We start from the raw sequence: 19,464 nt of genomic DNA on the forward strand, positions 1-19,464 counted from the left end.
GCAAATATGATACTATTTTGTATTTTTAAAGAGATACACTTTTTATCATAATTATTATGGATGGAAATGACTATATAGAGAGCATAAAAAAACAATTCCTTTATTATAAAACCTTAGGCGAAAAAACCTTGCATCAATTGCCGGACGACGCCATTTTCTGGCAGTACAATGAAGCGAGTAACAGCATTGCAATTCTCATCAAGCACCTCTGGGGGAACATGATGTCCCGATGGACTGATTTTTTGACTACTGACGGAGAAAAAGAATGGAGAAAAAGAGATGAGGAATTCGCAAATGATATTCATTCCAAAACTGAATTACTCAAAAAATGGGAAGAAGGATGGGCTTGCCTGTTTACCGCCCTAGACACCATTAATAAGACCAACTTCGATCAATTGGTATACATTCGTAATATAGGACATCGAATACCGGAAGCGATTCATCGTCAATTGGCACATTACTCCTATCATATTGGTCAAATCGTATATATTGGCAAAATGATTTCTAATTCGCAGTGGCAATCTTTATCTATTCCCAAAGGAGGTTCGAAAGCATACAATAAACTTCGTTTCTCTAAAGAAAAACATCAGGCGCATTATACAGATGCACTACTAAAAGATAAAAACAATACAAAACAAAAGTAATTTCCCTCCTATTTGGTCAATAACTCCTCTATCATTGTTAATAACTATAGTTTTAGAGATACTATATTCCTTGCAGATTAAAATTATATTTGCGTAAACTGTACATAACGAATCGCACATGAAATTTATAGTATCCAGTTCATACCTGCTAAAGCAACTTCAAGTATTAGGAGGTGTTATTAACAATAGTAATACCTTGCCTATTTTAGACAATTTTTTGTTTGAACTAGATGGGAATTCCTTAACGGTTTCTGCTTCTGATTTAGAGACAACTATGTCTGCTAAACTGGAAGTTGAATCAGCAGATGAGGGAGTTATTGCTGTCCCGGCAAAATTATTATTAGAAACTCTTAAAACATTCCCGGAACAACCTTTGACGTTTGTGGTCGGTGACAATAACACTATAGAAATCAGCTCTAATCACGGTAAGTATGCACTTGCGTATGCTGACGGAGAAGAATTTCCTAAAGCTGTAGAATTAGAAGACCCTAGTGCTACCAATATTCTAGGGGACATTCTGGCTACCGCAATTAGCAAAACCATTTTTGCTACCGGTAATGATGACCTGAGACCTGTTATGAGTGGTGTGTTTTTTCAGTTTTCTACAGAGCAATTAACTTTTGTAGCTACCGATGCTCATAAACTTGTTAAATATTCCAGAGAAGATGTGAAGGCTTCTCAGGCCGCAGAATTTATTATGCCTAAAAAGCCATTAAATCTGCTAAAAGGAATTCTGGCGGGTAGTGATAGCGATGTACTTATAGAATATAATGAATCAAATGCGAAGTTCTCTTTTGATGACACACAGCTTATCTGTCGTCTTATCGATGGTAAATACCCTAATTATGAAGCAGTAATTCCTAAGGAGAATCCTAATAAATTAACAATTGCCAGAACACAATTTCTGAATTCAGTAAAAAGGGTTTCTATCTTCTCTAATAAAACGACACATCAGATTCGTTTAAAAATTGCAGGAGCTGAACTTAATATCTCTGCTGAGGATATCGATTACTCTAATAAAGCAGAAGAGCGATTGACATGTGATTATCAAGGAGATGATATGCAGATAGGGTTTAACTCTCGTTTTCTGAGTGAAATGCTTAATAACCTTAACGCTGATGAAGTACAGGTAGAAATGTCTCTGCCTAACAGAGCGGGAATCCTTACTCCTATCGATGGGCTTGATGAGGGAGAAAATGTTACGATGCTAGTGATGCCAGTAATGCTTAATGATTAGAAATACGAAAATTAATATATATCGAAAACCACAACAATTGTGTTGTGGTTTTTTTGTTTTGAGCCCTTACTACAAATTCCCTCACGCTTCTTTCTTCTTCTATGGATAAACTGGCAAAATACATTAAGGCACGCATTGATATTGATGACAATGTACTCAGCACCATTGTATCTTCGTTTGAGTCACGTACGATTGCTAAAGGAAAATTTGCAATCAAAAAAAATCAACTTGTAACTGATTATTACTTTATTCTTTCAGGAGGTTTACGCATGTATATCGTGCATAATGATATCGAATTAACTCGTTATTTTGCCTTTGAAGGGGAAATGATTGCCGATATTTCTAAAATTAAAGCCCGAGGCAGATCTAATACATATATTGAAGCAATTGAAAACACTGAATTGCTTACCATCAAGCACGAAAAAATGGAGCTGTTATACGAAACCTACCCTATATGGCAAAAATTTGGTCGATTGTTATGGGAAGAATCTTTTGCCAGTGTCCTCAACGGAGTTCATAACTTCCAAACATTATCCGCCAAAGAACGGTATCTCGACATTATGAAGAGATCAGATATTGTCAAACGCGTTCCTCTAAAAGACCTCTCTTCTTTTTTAGGGATCACTCCTTCTTCTCTGAGTCGAATACGAAAGGAAATCAAATAAGTATTTCTTGTCATTTGGCAATTTCACGAAGAGATTTCCTGTTGATCTTTGGGTTTGAAAACACAAACAAACCTAAAAGTAAAAACGGGAAAAAATTATGTTACAAAAATTCGGAATATACATTATTCTATTACTCTGTATTAATTGCTATGCTCAGCAAAACAGAGATATGGTATCGACTACTTACCTAATGTCTCTCTCCAAAAAAAATTTTGATTACAACAGAAAACGAATAAAAATAACACCTCCTCCAATTACGACTAAGAAATCACTATTTATCAATACTATCGGCATGGATATTCACGAGTTCACATACAATCAAGAACTTCCATTTTCTGAAGACCTGACAAGTATCTATACCATAAACCATAGCTTTCTTTTTAAGCACAGAATCACTCCTGCGTGGAGTTTTAATGTTTTTAGTCTAACTTCCTTACTTTCTAATAAACCCATAGCACATACCATTGACAACTTCTTATGGAATGGAGGACTTTTTGTAGAGCGTTCTTTTAGTAAAAACACTTTAAAAATCAGTGCTGGTGTCGGGTATTTCACCATGATAGGAGAATCCAGAATTACGCCATTGTTAATGATTGAAAAGAAAATAGGTCGTATGTTCCTAGTACAGATAGGAATGCCTAAAACTCAGATTCAATATCAACCTCACAGAAACCATCTATTCAGTATCTCCGGAGAATTAAATGATTTTATGACCACGCTGTCTACCCCCGTTTCTCTTCATAGCGTTTCTTCTACCCAAGCAACAAAAGCTATTTTTACATCTGTATCAGCTGGAATCGGATATGCATTCTGGGCTAGCCGTTTTACGCGTTTATCAATTAAAGGGATGTATTCTGTATTTGAAAATTATGAGCTAATTGATGATGATAATAAAACCCTGTATGATTTTGACAGTCAAAACAGCTATTACCTCACAGTTGGTTTTCATATTGACATCACAAGAGGAAAAAGATCCTCTTCTATAAAATAACGCTCCAATCTACCTTACAAATAAGCTCCTAAAAAAACAGCTTCAAATGTTTATTTGTAGGAATATCTCTTACCATATTACAAAAAAGAACTGTATTCATGATTTTTATTAGCAAAAACAAGACTTGATAGCTCCTCCCTTATCAGGTCTTGTTTTTACAGATTATTCAATTATTTCATTTATTTTTATCAAATTCCTTTTTTTTTACTCTTATACAAAACATAATCAGTTTTATTTATGGTAAAATTGATAAAAACAATAACGAAACACTAAAAATAATCGTCATATGTTGTTACATTGGAAATATAATCTTAAAATTTCTACCCGTATGACACAATTTTTACACGCTCCACCAGAGAACCTTTTCTTCTTTATTTCTACTAAAAAAGCAACCCCATTTATTTAGTTTTTCAGATATAGCATACAGTTCAATAGTTCGTATGTTATCAATTGACATAAGAATGCTATTCCATGAATACGCATTTGTCTTTCAGGTACTACCAAATGCCTCTTAAAACCATAGAAATAATTACATGAAAAAATTACTGAGCTACGTATGGCCTTTGACCAGGACCATCGACTCTACTATTAACGGACCCCTTGAACTCACCTGGATTAATGGAAAAAAAGTACTCGATAGTAAAAATGCCAATTACTCTTATGGCACACTACAAAAGTTACTAACCTACGGATTGTCTAAAATTGAGATCCCACCTACAGCTACCATCCTCTTATTAGGTCTTGGAGGCGGTAGTATTATTAATCCTTTGCGAAAGCGATTCCAACACAAAGGAAAAATAACCGCTATAGAAATCGACCCTGTTGTTATTGAAATTGCAAAAGAAGAGTTCTTTATAGATGAATCAAAAAATTTACAAATTGTATGTCAGGATGCTTCTCATTTTGTGTACAAATGTGTTCATCATTACGACATTATTATTGTCGATTTATTTATAGATAACAAAGTACCAGAAGAATACTATTCTGTTATTTTTTGGAGAAACTTACTACGACTTTTAAATAAAAATGGTAAAGTCGTATTTAATGCAGGAATTCACGTAAAGAATTACAAGCAAATAGATCAACTTATCCAAACGCTCTCCGATACAATTACTTTTGAACAATATCACGATGTAGAAGGAGCCAATACATTACTTATCGGTTCCTACATATAATACATATATCAGGATATGTATTGAACTCAAAAGAAAAGCCGACTAAAGGTCGGCTTTATCGTATTGTTTGTTATATTGGTCTATCCGATAATATTCAGTGACAACGGATAAGATGGCTGTTGCCCATTACTCGCTCTAACAGCATTGACAATAGGATATATAAGGTATATTACTCCTAATACAATCAACCCTACAATCCCTAGTCCGAATAACAAAATTAACGGGATACAAATAATCATATAAATCAGCATGCTGATCTGAAAATTAATAATCGATTTTCCATGTGCATCCATTTGATCAATTCTGTCTTTTTGGGTTAACCAAATAATCAGAGGCACTATAAATCCTCCAAAACCTGTGATGACATCCAATAACTGTGATAGATGTGCCAGAACGAGAACACTGCTGTCTTTTTTCATAATATAGTAGTTTTTTGATTGATGATTGATTTATATATGCTAATAAAATTAGCAACATTGTATTAATATGACGAAAAGAATTGCATTTTGTTACATTTTTTTATTTAAAAACATCTCAGATGTTTCCATATGATCAGAAAGAAAAAGTTATATATCAAAAAAGCTACTAACTGAGGTTAGTAGCTTTTCATTTATAAAACAAACAACAATAAAAGTTTATCTAACTCACTCAAACAAACTTTACTCTTCAATATTTTATTCACCTAATAATCAGTATTAAAAGGCATTGAGGTTTCCCTCTAAATTATAATTCATTTTTCTACACCCCTTCATCTTACATTTACTCAGAGGTTGTTTATTTTTATACTCTAGGCAGATCTCCTTCTCCTTTTAATGGTAAATCCGAACTCCCCATAAGATAGGTATCTACGTAATGAGCTGCCTGTCTCCCTTCTGCGATTGCCCAGACAATTAACGATTGTCCTCGTCTGCTATCTCCTGCAGCAAAAACACCTTTGACATTAGTAGCATACGAACCGGTTTCTGCCTGTATATTGGTTCTGGCATCCATATCGACTCCTAACTGCTCTGCAATAGTTGTTTCGGAACCAGTAAATCCTAAAGCGAGTAATGCCAGATCACACTTCCATTCTTTTTCTGTTCCTGGTACTTCTTTCAGGTTAAAGCGTCCATTCTCTTTTACCCATTCTACTTCTACTGTAATCAACCCAACCAGATTCCCCTCATCATCTCCTATAAATTCTTTCGTAGAAATACTCCATCTTCGTTCTGCTCCTTCTTGATGAGATGAGCTTGTTCGTAAACGCATCGACCAAAAGGGCCAAGGTTGATGTGCTGGCCGTTCTATAGTACCTTTACCCATAATCTCAAAATTAGTTACAGAGGTCGCTCCGTGCCTAACCGAAGTTCCAATACAATCTGATCCTGTATCTCCTCCTCCTATCACAATAACATCCTTATCCGTTGCCAGAATCTCTTCTCCTAATTCTTTGATACCGTCTACTCTTTTATTGTTTTGTTTCAGGAAATCCATTGCCTGAACAACACCATTGAGCGTTCCTCCTTTTACTGGTAAACTTCTTCTGACAGTTGCTCCTGTACATAAAACCACTGCATCGAATTCACTCTTCAATGTTTCTGCAGTAATATCTTTTCCTATCCAGGTATTCGGTTTGAAAATAACTCCTTCTTCTTCCAATACCTCCAAACGGCGATCAATTACTTGTTTTTCCATTTTAAAATCAGGAATCCCATAACGTAATAACCCACCTAGTTTTTCATCTCTTTCAAAAATAGTAACCCAATGCCCTGCTCTGTTTAGTTGTTGTGCAGCTGCTAATCCTGAGGGTCCTGACCCTACTACCGCCACTGTTTTCCCTGTTCGAACAGCAGGTGGTTTAGCCTTAATCCATCCGTTCTTAAATGCCTGCTCTACAATATTTTTTTCTATATTCTCTATGGTTATCGGGTTTTGATTGATTCCCATAACACATGCCTCTTCACAAGGTGCCGGGCATAGCCTTCCTGTAAACTCAGGGAAATTATTCGTGGAATGAAGTATTCTTGCTGCTTTTTCCCATTTCCCTCTATATACAGCATCATTAAAATCAGGGATTAGGTTCCCGAGAGGACAACCACTATGGCAAAATGGTATTCCACAATCCATACATCTGGCGCCTTGATTTTTTAATGCTTTTTTTTCTAAAGGAATTGTAAACTCCTTATAATTTTTAATACGATCTTTAACAGGCTGATACTGTTCAATCTCTCTTTCAAATTCTAAAAATCCAGTGGTCTTTCCCATATCAATATCGTTTTATGCTTCTTGAGCGGCTAATTTCTCTTCTTCTAATCGTTTTAAGGCTTGTTTATACTCTTCTGGGAATATCTTGATAAATTTAGATAATGCTGTTTCCCAGTTTTCTAAAATGCGCTGAGCCAATGGACTTAACGTCGCATTATAATGGTTTTCTATAAGTGCTTTTAGTTCCTTCTTATCTTCATACAATGTTACTTCTTCCAGGTTTAATGATTCTTTATTACAGTTTTTCTCAAAAGTACCTTTGTCATCATATATATAGGCTATTCCTCCTGACATTCCTGCTCCAAAATTCCTACCTACTTCTCCCAGAATAACAGCAACTCCTCCGGTCATATACTCACATCCGTGATCTCCTATTCCTTCTACAACTGCCGTTGCCCCTGAATTTCTGACACAAAAACGCTCTCCTGCTTTTCCATTAATATATACTTCTCCTGCTGTCGCTCCATACAATGTTACATTTCCTGTAATAACATTATCCTCCGGAACAATGGTTGCTTCCTGGGGTACTTTGATAACCAGTTTTGCTCCTGATAACCCTTTTCCTAAATAGTCATTTGTATTCCCGTTCACTACCATAGTCAAACCTCTGGTGGCAAATGCTCCAAAACTTTGTCCTGCTGCCCCTGTAAAATTCAATCGCAACGTATTTTCTGGTAATCCCTGCGCTCCGTAGATCTTGGAGATCTCATTACTAAGAATAGCCCCTACTGCTCTATCTGTATTGACAATATCAAAATCCAATACAGTTTTTTCTTTTCTAAACAGTGCGGGATGCGCCTGTTTTACTATTTCAAAATCGATTGACTTTTCTAAACAGTGATCTTGTTTTTCTGTATTGTATAATTTAACCCCTTCTTCAACGGATACTTGATGTAGTATTGGACTAATGTCTACTCCTGCTGCCTTATAGTGATCTATCGCTTTTTTATGGTTTAATTTCTGCACCTGCCCCACCATTTCATTCACTGTCCTAAACCCGAGTTGTGCCATGATCTCTCGTAATTCCTGTGCTATGAAATACATATAATTAACCACATGCTCTGGTTTTCCTTTGAATCGTTTACGGAGTTCAGGGTTCTGAGTTGCAATCCCTACAGGACATGTATTGAGATGACATACTCGCATCATTACACAACCAGAAGCTACCAGAGGAGCTGTTGCAAAACCGAATTCTTCTGCTCCTAATAAGCAAGCAATCGCTACATCTCTTCCTGTTTTTAACTGCCCGTCACATTCTAATACAATTCTATTTCTCAGGTTATTTCCTACCAATGTTTGCTGGGCTTCTGCTATTCCCAGCTCCCAGGGAAGTCCTGCATGTTTTAACGATGTCAAAGGGGATGCCCCTGTACCTCCATCAAAACCGGAAACCAATACGACATCAGCTTTTGCTTTTGCTACACCCGCCGCAACTGTTCCTACTCCTACTTCTGATACCAGCTTTACATTAATTCTGGCATCTCTGTTAGCAGACTTCAAATCGTAAATCAACTGTGATAAATCTTCTATAGAATAAATATCGTGATGTGGAGGTGGAGAAATCAACCCTACATAAGGAGTTGAATTCCTTGTTTTTGCGATTTCGGGATTCACTTTAGGTCCTGGTAATTGTCCTCCTTCTCCTGGTTTGGCTCCCTGTGCCATCTTTATCTGAATCTCTGCTGCACTGGTGAGATAGTTCGAAGAAACTCCAAATCTCCCCGATGCTACTTGCTTAATTGCACTGTTTTTCCAATCGCCATTTACATCTTTATAGAATCGCAACGGATTTTCTCCTCCTTCTCCTGAATTACTTTTCCCTCCAATTCGATTCATCGCTACTGCCAAGTTCTCATGCGCTTCTTTGCTAATAGATCCATATGACATAGCTCCTGTTTTAAACCTCTTGACAATTTCTGTCCAGGGTTCTACTTCCTCCAAAGGAATAGGATCATAATTAGAAAACTCTAATACCCCCCTAATAGTCATTAGGTTTTTAGACTGTTCATTAATCAGTTCTGAATATTCTTTATATGTTTTCGGATCATTATCTCGTACTGACTTCTGTAACTTTGCTACCGACAACGGATTAAACTGATGTTTTTCCCCATTTCTTCTCCAGCGATACTGTCCTCCTATTTCCAAGTCTAAATCCCCTTCTATATCATTAGCCATATAGGCTCTTTCGTGTCTTTTTGAAATTTCTTTTTCTAATTCATATAAGCCCACTCCTTCTATCCTGGTTACGGTATTCGGGAAATATGTATTAACGACCTTGGAACTAATTCCTATACACTCGAATAATTGAGACCCTCTATAAGAATTCAAGGTAGAAATCCCTATTTTATTCATGACTTTAAGTACTCCTTTCCCAACAGCTTTGTTATAATTGTATACTGCCTGTTCGAAAGAAAGTTCTGATATATTCTGTTCTTCTATTTGTTCTTTTATGATCTCATTAACCATATATGGATTAATTGCACTTGCTCCATATCCAAACAACAATGCAAAATGGTGTACTTCTCTAGGCTCTGCTGATTCGATAATAATACTTGCCTTAGAGCTCTTTTTTAATCGTTGCAGCCCGCTATTGATAAAAGAACAGGCTAACAATGCTGGAATTGGCGCCCGATGCTTACTGACATTTCTATCTGAAAGAATAATAATATTTGTTCCTTCATCTATTGCTTCTGATGCCTTTTGAAGCATCGCTTCCAGAGCATCCTCTAATCCATTCAACCCTCTGTTTATATTATATAACATCGGAACTGAAGTGGCTTTGAATCCTTTATCTGAATAGGTTTTAATTTTATCCAGATCTTCTTTGGAAATTACCGGGTTTTGTATTTTTAATTTATTACAATGTCTTTCGACTACATCAAAGATATTATGACTTGCCCCTAAAGAAAGACTGATATCTGTAATCATTTCTTCTCTAATCCCATCTAATGGCGGGTTAGTTACCTGTGCGAATAACTGCTTGAAATAGTTATAAATCAGTTGTGGTTTTTCGGATAAAATTGCAATAGGTGTATCCGATCCCATAGAACCGATCGGTTCCTTAGCTAATTGTCCCATCGGGATGATAATCGTATCAATATCTTCTTGTGTATACCCGAATATTTCTTTTCTTTTAGCGACGGATTCTTCTCCTAAAAACAATGGACAGTCATTATAAGGAATATCTTTGAGATGTACCATATTAGTAGCAATCCATTCTCTATAAGGATGTCTGGCAGCTATTTCTTCTTTGACTTCTTCATCATTTACAATTCTTCCTTCATCCATATTCACCAAAAACATCTTTCCGGGTTCTAATCGCCCGTGGTATGCTATATTTGATGGTTGTACCTCTACAACTCCTGTTTCTGATGACATAATTACATACCCATCTTTGGTCACTGTATATCTAGAAGGTCTCAAACCATTTCTATCCAATACAGCTCCTATATAATTTCCATCTGTAAATGGAATAGATGCAGGACCATCCCATGGTTCCATCGTACAGGAGTTATATTCATAAAAAGCTTTTTTGGTATCGGACATTTCTTCATTTTTCTCCCAGGCTTCCGGAACCATCATCATCATTACCTCTGGAAGGGATCTTCCTGTCATTACCAGAAGTTCTACCACCATATCCATCGAAGCAGAATCTGATTTCCCAGGAAGTACCACAGGCAAAATATTCTTTATTTCATCACCAAACCATTCTGACTGCAATAACTCTTCTCTCGATCTCATCCTGGAGACGTTTCCTCTTAAGGTATTAATCTCTCCATTATGGCACATGTAACGAAAGGGTTGTGCCAAATCCCAGGTAGGAAATGTATTCGTAGAAAATCGTTGATGTACCAATGCCAGACGAGTTACTACCATTGGATCTAACAAGTCCTTATAATATAACTTAATATCTTCCGGCATTAACAGTCCTTTAAATATCATCGTTTTTGTAGACATACTAGGAATATAAAAAAACTTACTTTCCGACAGTCTAGAATTAAAGATGGTATGTTCTGAAACTTTTCTAGCGATAAAGAGTTTCAGGTTAAAATCAAAATAGCTTTGGTCTTCGGTTTCTTTTCCTATAAATATCTGACTAATAAAAGGCTCTGTTTTCTCGGCAATCTCTCCCAGGTGCTCAGCTCCTACCGGAACATCTCTCCACCCTAATAAGGTCAGCCCTTGCTCTTCTATGTTTTTTTCTAAAGTATCAATACAAAACTGTCGTTGATTCTCTTTTTTTGGTAAAAACACATTACTAACGGCATATTCTCCTGAAGCAGGCAAGTTGAAAGTACAATGTTTTACAAAGAAATCATGGGGAATGTCGATCAATATCCCAGCTCCATCTCCTGTTTTCCCATCAGCACTTACAGCACCTCTATGTTCTAACTTTTCGAGAATTTCCAGAGCTTTATGAATGATATCATTCGATTTTTTACCTTCTAAACTACATATGAATCCGGCACCACAAGCGTCGTGTTCGAATTCTGGCAAATACATTCCTTGTTTCTTCATAATTTTCCGTTAAAAATGGTTTCAGGTCGATGAAATTAACAAAACCTTAATGAAGGAAAAAGAAAATGAAACCAATCGGGATCACTTTTCTGAGCTCCGTAAAAAAAACATATTTAGAATAAAATAATCCCAAAATAAAGTCTTCTTATTACGAATTCCATAATGGGTTTTTCTTAGAATAATTCTAAATAAGATGATTCTCAAGAGCCACCACATATTTCTTATTATCAACTTATTACAACGAAAACGATTTCGAAAAAACAGCACAAATAACAGCTACACATTGCATTTTTATCATTTTTGATTAAAAATAAAGAATACCCCTAAAAATAATAGGGTTAAAATTAATAAATGAATAAAAATAAGCAACAATACCCTATTTTAAACATACTTAATATTAATATTTTATACATTTACCATGATTTTAACATTAAAAATCAAAATATCATGAAAAAAATTGAAGCTATTATCAGACGGTCTAAATATCGTATCGTAAAAGAAGCTTTACATCAACAGGGAATTTCTTTTTTTTCTTATTGGGATGTCACAGGTGTAGGCAATGAACAAAAAGGGAGTGTCTACAGAGGGGTATCCTATAGTACTTCTGATATACAACGTAGATACCTTTCTATAGTTGTTAATGACGAGTATGAACAGATTGCCATTAATGCTATTCTTACAGCAGCCAAAACAGGAGAGGTTGGTGACGGGAAAATTTTTGTTTCAGATATCAAAGAAGCCTATCGTATCAGAACATCCGAACAAGGAAACGCTACCATATAATATTATTCTAAACAAATTTATAAACGACTACTACATTTATTATATCACTATGGAACTATTTACTACTAACAATGTCTGGATGATGATATGTACTGCCCTTGTTTTTTTTATGCATCTGGGGTTCTCTTTTCTGGAAATAGGGTTAACCCGACAAAAAAACACCATTAACATTCTATTCAAAAACATGTTTATCATTTGCATTGGACTTATCTTATACTCTCTTTTTGGTTTTAACCTTATGTATCCTGGGTTTGACAAAGAGGCCTTGGGAATATTGGGGTTTTCTGGTTTTGGTCTTAACTCTCCCATAACTGAGACAGGCTCTTTAGACCTTTCTTATAATACCGGATATACCTATTGGACAGATTTTCTATTTCAAGGCATGTTTGCAGCAACGGCTGCAACCATTGTTTCCGGAGCCGTTGCAGAACGTATCAAGCTTGGTAGTTTTATGATTTTCACTATTATATATGTAGGGTTAATATATCCTATTGTTGGTTCCTGGAAATGGGGAGGTGGTTTTTTGGATTCTATGGGATTTTATGACTTTGCGGGTTCTAGCCTTGTTCACTCTGTTGGTGGATGGGCAGCACTGGTAGCCGTTTACCTTCTAGGTCCCCGAATTGGAAAATTCACATCCGAGGGTAAACCTATGGTCATCCCTGGTCATAGCATTACACTGGCTGCTGCGGGGGTTTTGATCCTCTGGTTGGGGTGGTTTGGTTTTAATGGAGGTTCTGTATTGTCTGCTGACCCTGCAACCACTTCTCTGACATTGGTTACCACATGTATTGCCGCTGCAACGGGTGGTTTATCTTCTTTTCTGGTTTCCACCGCTATCTATAAAAACTACGACTTAACCATGTTCCTAAATGGGATTTTAGGTGGATTAGTCGCCATCACCGCGGGAGCAGATCAAATGTCTCCTATGGATGCTATTATGGTAGGTGTCATTGCCGGAACATTGATTGTTTTCGGAATATCTCTTATCGACAGACTTACCTTAGACGATCCTGTTGGAGCTATTGCGGTCCATTTGATCTGTGGTATCTGGGGAACACTTGCTGTCGGTATTTTTGGAAAAATGGCAGGACTACATCAATTCTTTGTACAACTTATAGGTATTGTTATCATAGGGGTTTTCTGCCTTCTAACTTCTTTCTTTATTCTATTTTCTATTAAAAAACTTTCCGGAATAAGGGTTTCAGAACAAGAAGAAATAGAAGGGCTCGATTTTCATGAGCACGGTATGGATGCATACCCTGATTTTAGAATTAACCAACACTAACTTCCTTATGAAGCAATACCCTAAGAGGGGCAACTATATATACAAATGATACTAAGAGGTGAAGCATTAGAAATTATGTTTGTGATTTATCGCCTTTATATTATCAAAACAGTTCGCCCCTCTTTTTTATAAACTAATATCTCTTTTATAATATTCGCTATTTTCGTTCCTTGGAAAAAGCCAATATTTTTTGAAAAAGATCTCGTTTTTTGAAGGGTTTTATCACAATATCATCCATTCCTGAGTCTTTGATCTTATTATCCATATTTTCCAGATCTACTGCGGTTAAGGCTATAATTACAACTTCCTTATCAAACTCTCTGATTTCTCTGGTTGTTTCCAATCCATCTTTTCCCGGCATATGAATATCCATAAAAACAACATCATATGTTACATCCTTGATCATTTGTATTGCTTGCTCGCCATTATCTGCTATATCACATTGCGCTCCTGATCGTTCTATTGTCTTTTTCGTGATCATCAGGTTAATTTTATTATCATCTACAACCAGTATCTTATGCTCACTTAAAAGAGCTCCATAATTAATACTTTCTTTATAATATTTCTCTTTTTTACACTTTTCCAGAACAACCTCAAAACCAAAAGAAGTTCCTTTGCCTTCTTCTGAGGATACTTCAATGGAAGACTGAAATAAGTCTTCTACAATTCTTTTTACGATATATAACCCTAAACCAGAACCTCCTTTATACTCATCGATATGCTGAGTTCCATTGAACCCATTAAAGATACGAGGTAACTTTTCTTTTGCTATACCAATTCCATCATCCTTCACCTCGAAATAAACAGTGATACTCTCTTCATTTTCTTTTACTTTTCTTACAGATAACCATATATTCCCATCGGGAGTGAACTTAATCGCGTTGAATATGAGATTAATTAATACCTGAGAGATTTTTACCCGATCGCCTACGACATTACTACTCATATCTTTCTGGATTGACAAATGTAATTCTGTGTTATTTTCTGCGACCTGATGAGAAAAAGAGCTGGTTATTTCCACCATCATTTTTTTTAGGGAAAATCCTTCTTTATTTAATCGAACATTTCCTAAATGAAATTTGGTGTACTCCAATGTATTGTTTACCAATCCTAATAAATGATTGTTAAAAAAACGCAGCTTCTTGATATAGTTTTGACGTTGAGTAGCATCTTCATTTTGTTCAATAATTTCCGTTAATCCTTTAATGGTATATATCGGTGTTCTCAACTCATGATTGATTACCGAAAAAAAACGAGATCGTTCTTCATTCAAAGCCAATAATCGCTTATTTTTTTCTTTTAGCTCTTCATTTATATCGTTTTTCATCTTATTAGACCGGTAGACATAAATACTAAATAACAGAGCAAGGGCTAATAAAAAACTGATCAAAAAACTAATATAGAAAAAGTTTGTGCTCAGTTCTTTATTCTTTTTATTGATAATAGAGAGTTTTGCTATATCATTTTCCTGACGTAAAATTTCATAAATAAATTCATCGGCATTGGAGGCTCTCTCTTTTAATTTCTCTCTAAATATTTTTTGATACCGATATGCCAGAGATTGATAGTAGTATACTGAATCTATATTAGGACTGTATTCATAAAAATACCTGGATTTATAATGTGCTATACATTTCAAATAGGCATCTCGTTCTCTCTTTACAAATAACAAAGAATCTTTTTCTACTTCGTTTAACAACCTATAAGAATAACTATATTCTTTTTTCTCTTCTATCAACCCCATTGCCAGATGAAGCTTATATTCATTGCGAATAATATCATCTACAATATGCATGCGAATGGAATCTTCATTTTTAAAATCAAATTCATCCAGCTCTTTTAGCGCTTTTTCTGAGCTCAATACTACATTCTTATAATCTCTCCGATCCATATAACTGATGATCAAATCATTGTAATTATAAAACTTATTCAGGTTTTTCTCTTTAAGGCTTTTAGAAATATTAATCGCATACAGACTATCAACCTTATCAAATTGCTTCGCCTCTCTGTATACCCGAAGCATCAAAGAAGGGATTTCTAATTCGAAAGGTCGTTCGGGGATGTTCTGAGAAACCCGACGCGCTTTTTTAAAATAGTTGAGACTTTTATTATACCTCCCTGAGGAAAGAAAAATAACTCCATAATTATAATAATAGGAAGCTTGCATTCGCGGGTTGTCTTTTCCTTTTTCCAACAACTTGTCCAGATACATTCTAGCTTCTACAATACTGTCATTCTTTACCAGTCGATACACGACTCTATCAACTGTATCTCTGATTTCTACATCTATTGTCTTTTTTTGACTAAAAACGGTTGTAACAAAAAGCAACATTCCCCAAAAAAAGCATCCATTTATACTTTCTGTTTTTACCATACTCAAACTACTTTAAAACCATTAACTTTACCAATATATAGATAAATAGATCAGTTTCCCAGAAAATCTGGCTAAAAAAGTACCATAAATCGGATAATTTGCATCACTTTTCGTTATTCTTTAAGATTATAATTATAAGTTTCACATTTTTTATAGATTTTTATTTGGGGCTCATCTAGCTACTTTTTCTTTTTCCCTGCAGTGTATTCAGTATAAAAAAGAGCAACTATTATAACATACCCGAAACATAATAATTACTTTTGCAGTTGTAATTATTAATCTATGATCTCCAAAGATACCATTGTTGCATTGGCGACTCCGAGTGGCGCAGGTGCCATTGCTGTTATCAGAGTTTCCGGACAAGATGCTCTTCATATTTGTGCTCCTCTATTTAGATCCAAAAAGGGAAAAAACCTATTAGATCAAAAGAGTCATACTATTCATTTGGGGCATATCATAGATGAAAACAGGGTATTAGATGAAGTACTGATCTCTTTATTTAAAGGAAGTAACTCTTATACAGGAGAGCCTACTGTAGAAATTTCCTGTCATGGCTCTACTTATATCCAACAAGAAATTATTCAATTATTGCTTCGCAAAGGCTGTCGTGCTGCAAATCCTGGAGAGTTTACACTTCGAGCCTTTATTAATGCTAAACTTGATTTATCGCAAGCAGAAGCTGTTGCCGATTTAATTGCTTCTGATTCTGAAGCTTCTCACAGAATTGCTATGCAACAGATGAGAGGTGGATTTAGTAATGAAATTAAAGCCTTAAGAGAAGAGTTATTAAACTTTGCCTCATTAATAGAATTGGAATTAGATTTTGCAGAAGAAGATGTAGAATTTGCTGATCGTTCTCAATTCCGAGCATTAATTGAGCGAATTACGAAGGTATTAAAAAGACTTATCGATTCTTTTGCTGTCGGAAATGTTATAAAAAATGGGATCCCTGTTGCTATCGTTGGAGAGCCTAATGTAGGAAAATCCACTTTGCTGAACGCACTTTTAAATGAAGAACGAGCTATTGTATCTGATATAGCAGGTACCACACGAGATACTATTGAAGACGAAATCATTATCGGCGGTATTGGCTTTCGTTTTATCGATACAGCGGGAATCAGAGATACTAAAGATGTGGTAGAAAGTATTGGTATTCAGAAAACCTTTGAAAAAATCGAACAAGCACAGGTAGTAATTTATCTGGTCGATAGTTCTGACCTAACTGCTGATCGTATTACCGAATTACAAACAGAAATAGGAAAAATTAAAAATAAATACCCTCAAAAACCTTTGCTCATTGTCGCTAATAAGGTTGATAAACTTTCTTCTGAAGCTGCTACTACTCTAAGCAATACAATTGAAGGAGTTCATTTACTTTCTGCTAAAAATAATATAGGAGTAGATACACTACAGGACTCTTTATTAAATTTTGTTAATACAGGTGCCTTACGAAACGATGATACCATTGTAACCAATACCAGACATTACGATGCCTTATTAAAAGCATTGGAAGAAATACAAAAAGTGCAATATGGTCTGGACAGTGGTCTATCAGGGGATTTGATGGCTATCGACATCAGACAGGCACTGTATCACTTTGGGGAAATCACCGGAGAAATTTCTAACGATGATTTATTGGGTAATATCTTTGCTAATTTCTGTATTGGGAAGTAAGCTATCAGTACAAAACCATGAGAGCAGCTTTACAGAAAATACTCCCTGATGACAAAATAGATATCCTACTCTCTATAAGTAAGGTATTATCTATTCAAGCGAATGAATATTTTGTTCATGAAGGAGAGGTTCCAAAAAAAATTGCTTTTATCCATACCGGCTTATTCAGGTATGTATATATCCATGAAAAAGGGTATGAATACACAAAAAGTCTTATTACAAAACATCAGTTTATTTGTTCTTATTCAGCGATGATTGCTCAAACCCCTTCTCATTTTTATATAGAAGCTCTGGAAGACGCTGAATTATTAGTCGTTCCGTATCAAAAATGGATTGACTTAGTAAAAAATGACTTATTCTGGACTCAGTTATTGCTTGGCTTTGTAGAAAAAGGGTTTATAACCAAAGAAAAGCGTGAGCGAGACTTATTATTGCTTAGTGCCGAAAAAAGATATCTGAATTTTTTAAAAGAATTTCCTGATATCGACCAGAGAATTCCTCAAACTATTATTGCTTCGTATTTGGGAATACAACCGGAAAGCTTAAGTCGTATTCGAAAAAAATTATTCTCTTAGCCCTTCTCTTTTATTTTTCTTACGGTTATTATTGTGCAAAACTGATCAACTCCTTGGTATGCTCATTTATTTCTGTAGTGAGATCAACCGTATGAAGATATTCGATAATTTCTGAAGTATCTATCATACTAATATTCGAATCTTCATAGATACTGGGAAATATATCCATTAAACGATGTTGTACATGCGCTATTAACTGTATCAAATTCCTGCAATATACCGAAGGGTTATTAAACCCATTTTCTTTTTTAAATCGGTGAACCAACCTCCCGCCTTTACAAATTTCCAGTATTGGACATGCTTTGCACTGCGAACACAACATATGGGTACTATTCTCAAAATATAACCTTCCTAAAGGAGATGTCAGGATATCTGTAAAACTATGTGTTTGTATCTTCATTTTTGACTTAGTGAATCCCTGACCACATGCTTTTAATGAATCTATCGCTTCGATTTCTCCATTAGTTTCTATCACCAATACCTTCGATTCATTATGCTCGTGATCTGTTATCCCCAACAAGGAATTGATCAGCCCCTTGAATATCGGAATAATATACTTATCTGGATCTGCTATCCAATGATCAAACAATTGTATCAGCCAATCCGCCATAGAAGTCTCGTCTGTATTAGGATCAAAAGGAACATTATCATAGGTATAATCCGGAATTAAATAATTCACCGAATGAGCTCCCATCTCTTTAAAACTATTATATATAACTATAGGATCTTCCTCTGTATTAATGACACAGGCAATTGTAGCCAGTCCAGTTTCACGCTTTAATAACTGTACCCCTTTTCGAACAGCCTGATAGCTTCCCCTGCCTTTATGATCTACCCGATACATATCATGTGCTTTTTCTGTTCCGTCAACACTGATACTCGGAAAAATAGCTAACTCTTTAAAAAGAGAACACCACTCCTTATCAATCAGTACTCCATTGGTTTGCATATCATACTCAAAACTAGTTGTTAACAGCTGCTCTCTTGCTTTTTCTGCCTTATAGACAAATTCCCTATAAAATACTTTATCAATAAGCAATGGTTCCCCTCCATGAAATATAAAGGTGAATTTTTTTCTCGGGTACTTTTTTAGATAGACAATTGTTTTTTCCAAAATCGCATCAACACAATCTGCGTCCATATATTTCGGTTGTTTCTTATATGTTGTATCTCCCATATTGTACATAAAACAATATGAACAATTCAGATTACACCTACTTGCTACTTTTACCACTAATGCATCAAATTCCATTCTATAACTCTTTCGTGTTTATAAAAACAGAAGCTGTTAAAACA

Annotated in this window: 14 protein-coding genes; 9 read left to right on the forward strand and 5 right to left on the reverse strand. The window is 35.5% G+C overall.

All coding sequences use genetic code 11. The features are described from left to right. Positions 1-56 precede the first annotated feature (56 nt). The 5 genes from ACFSTE_RS21810 (at position 57) to ACFSTE_RS21830 (ending at position 4,712) form a co-directional block, all read left to right on the forward strand. Positions 57-644, forward strand: a complete 588-nt coding sequence (locus ACFSTE_RS21810; protein ID WP_378254082.1) for a DUF1572 family protein — start codon at positions 57-59, stop codon at positions 642-644. A 118-nt stretch (positions 645-762) separates the two neighbouring features. Next, a complete protein-coding gene (dnaN, locus tag ACFSTE_RS21815; RefSeq protein ID WP_176030845.1) occupies positions 763-1,881 on the forward strand; it encodes a DNA polymerase III subunit beta in 1,119 nt (372 codons plus the stop codon). 101 nt (positions 1,882-1,982) lie between these two features. After that, positions 1,983-2,546, forward strand: a complete 564-nt coding sequence (locus ACFSTE_RS21820; RefSeq protein WP_176030846.1) for a Crp/Fnr family transcriptional regulator — start codon at positions 1,983-1,985, stop codon at positions 2,544-2,546. A 97-nt stretch (positions 2,547-2,643) separates the two neighbouring features. Continuing rightward, entirely contained in the window at positions 2,644-3,537 is an 894-nt protein-coding gene (locus tag ACFSTE_RS21825; protein WP_378254079.1) for a DUF6268 family outer membrane beta-barrel protein, read from the forward strand. A gap of 533 nt (positions 3,538-4,070) precedes the next feature. Beyond that, positions 4,071-4,712, forward strand: coding sequence for a spermidine synthase (locus tag ACFSTE_RS21830; protein ID WP_176030848.1), 642 nt, complete (start codon positions 4,071-4,073; stop codon positions 4,710-4,712). Between the two features lie 80 nt (positions 4,713-4,792). On the opposite strand, the gene ACFSTE_RS21835 is transcribed toward ACFSTE_RS21830, so the two are convergent. The 3 genes from ACFSTE_RS21835 to gltB all read right to left on the reverse strand — a co-directional run bounded on the left by ACFSTE_RS21835 (position 4,793) and on the right by gltB (position 11,474). Then, the gene (locus ACFSTE_RS21835) at positions 4,793-5,131 is read right to left on the reverse strand and encodes a DUF4870 domain-containing protein (RefSeq protein ID WP_176030849.1); all 339 of its coding nucleotides are present in this window, start codon (positions 5,129-5,131) and stop codon (positions 4,793-4,795) included. Between the two features lie 361 nt (positions 5,132-5,492). Then, positions 5,493-6,956: a glutamate synthase subunit beta gene (locus ACFSTE_RS21840; protein ID WP_378254077.1), complete on the reverse strand. Its 1,464-nt coding sequence runs from the start codon at positions 6,954-6,956 to the stop codon at positions 5,493-5,495. A gap of 12 nt (positions 6,957-6,968) precedes the next feature. After that, entirely contained in the window at positions 6,969-11,474 is a 4,506-nt protein-coding gene (gltB, locus tag ACFSTE_RS21845; protein WP_378254075.1) for a glutamate synthase large subunit, read from the reverse strand. Between the two features lie 447 nt (positions 11,475-11,921). On the opposite strand from gltB, the gene ACFSTE_RS21850 reads away from it, so the two are divergent. Both ACFSTE_RS21850 and ACFSTE_RS21855 read left to right on the forward strand, forming a co-directional pair. Then, entirely contained in the window at positions 11,922-12,257 is a 336-nt protein-coding gene (locus ACFSTE_RS21850) for a P-II family nitrogen regulator (RefSeq protein WP_176030852.1), read from the forward strand. 49 nt (positions 12,258-12,306) lie between these two features. Further along, a complete protein-coding gene (locus ACFSTE_RS21855; RefSeq protein WP_378258883.1) occupies positions 12,307-13,545 on the forward strand; it encodes an ammonium transporter in 1,239 nt (412 codons plus the stop codon). 157 nt (positions 13,546-13,702) lie between these two features. On the opposite strand, the gene ACFSTE_RS21860 is transcribed toward ACFSTE_RS21855, so the two are convergent. After that, entirely contained in the window at positions 13,703-15,919 is a 2,217-nt protein-coding gene (locus ACFSTE_RS21860; RefSeq protein WP_378254073.1) for a response regulator, read from the reverse strand. A gap of 282 nt (positions 15,920-16,201) precedes the next feature. Between ACFSTE_RS21860 and mnmE the strand changes: the two genes are divergently transcribed. Together mnmE and ACFSTE_RS21870 are read left to right on the forward strand one after the other, a co-directional pair. Continuing rightward, on the forward strand, positions 16,202-17,593 hold the full coding sequence (mnmE, locus tag ACFSTE_RS21865) for a tRNA uridine-5-carboxymethylaminomethyl(34) synthesis GTPase MnmE (RefSeq protein ID WP_378254071.1): 1,392 nt from the start codon (positions 16,202-16,204) through the stop codon (positions 17,591-17,593). A 17-nt stretch (positions 17,594-17,610) separates the two neighbouring features. After that, complete coding sequence (locus ACFSTE_RS21870; protein ID WP_378254069.1) at positions 17,611-18,168, forward strand: Crp/Fnr family transcriptional regulator; 558 nt, start codon at positions 17,611-17,613, stop codon at positions 18,166-18,168. A 28-nt stretch (positions 18,169-18,196) separates the two neighbouring features. Here the strand turns inward: ACFSTE_RS21870 and ACFSTE_RS21875 are convergent, their stop codons facing one another. Beyond that, positions 18,197-19,420: a radical SAM protein gene (locus ACFSTE_RS21875; RefSeq protein WP_378254067.1), complete on the reverse strand. Its 1,224-nt coding sequence runs from the start codon at positions 19,418-19,420 to the stop codon at positions 18,197-18,199. Positions 19,421-19,464: the final 44 nt, after the last annotated feature.

It is taken from the genome of Aquimarina hainanensis, assembly GCF_042684685.1.
Lineage (GTDB): Bacteria > Bacteroidota > Bacteroidia > Flavobacteriales > Flavobacteriaceae > Aquimarina > Aquimarina hainanensis.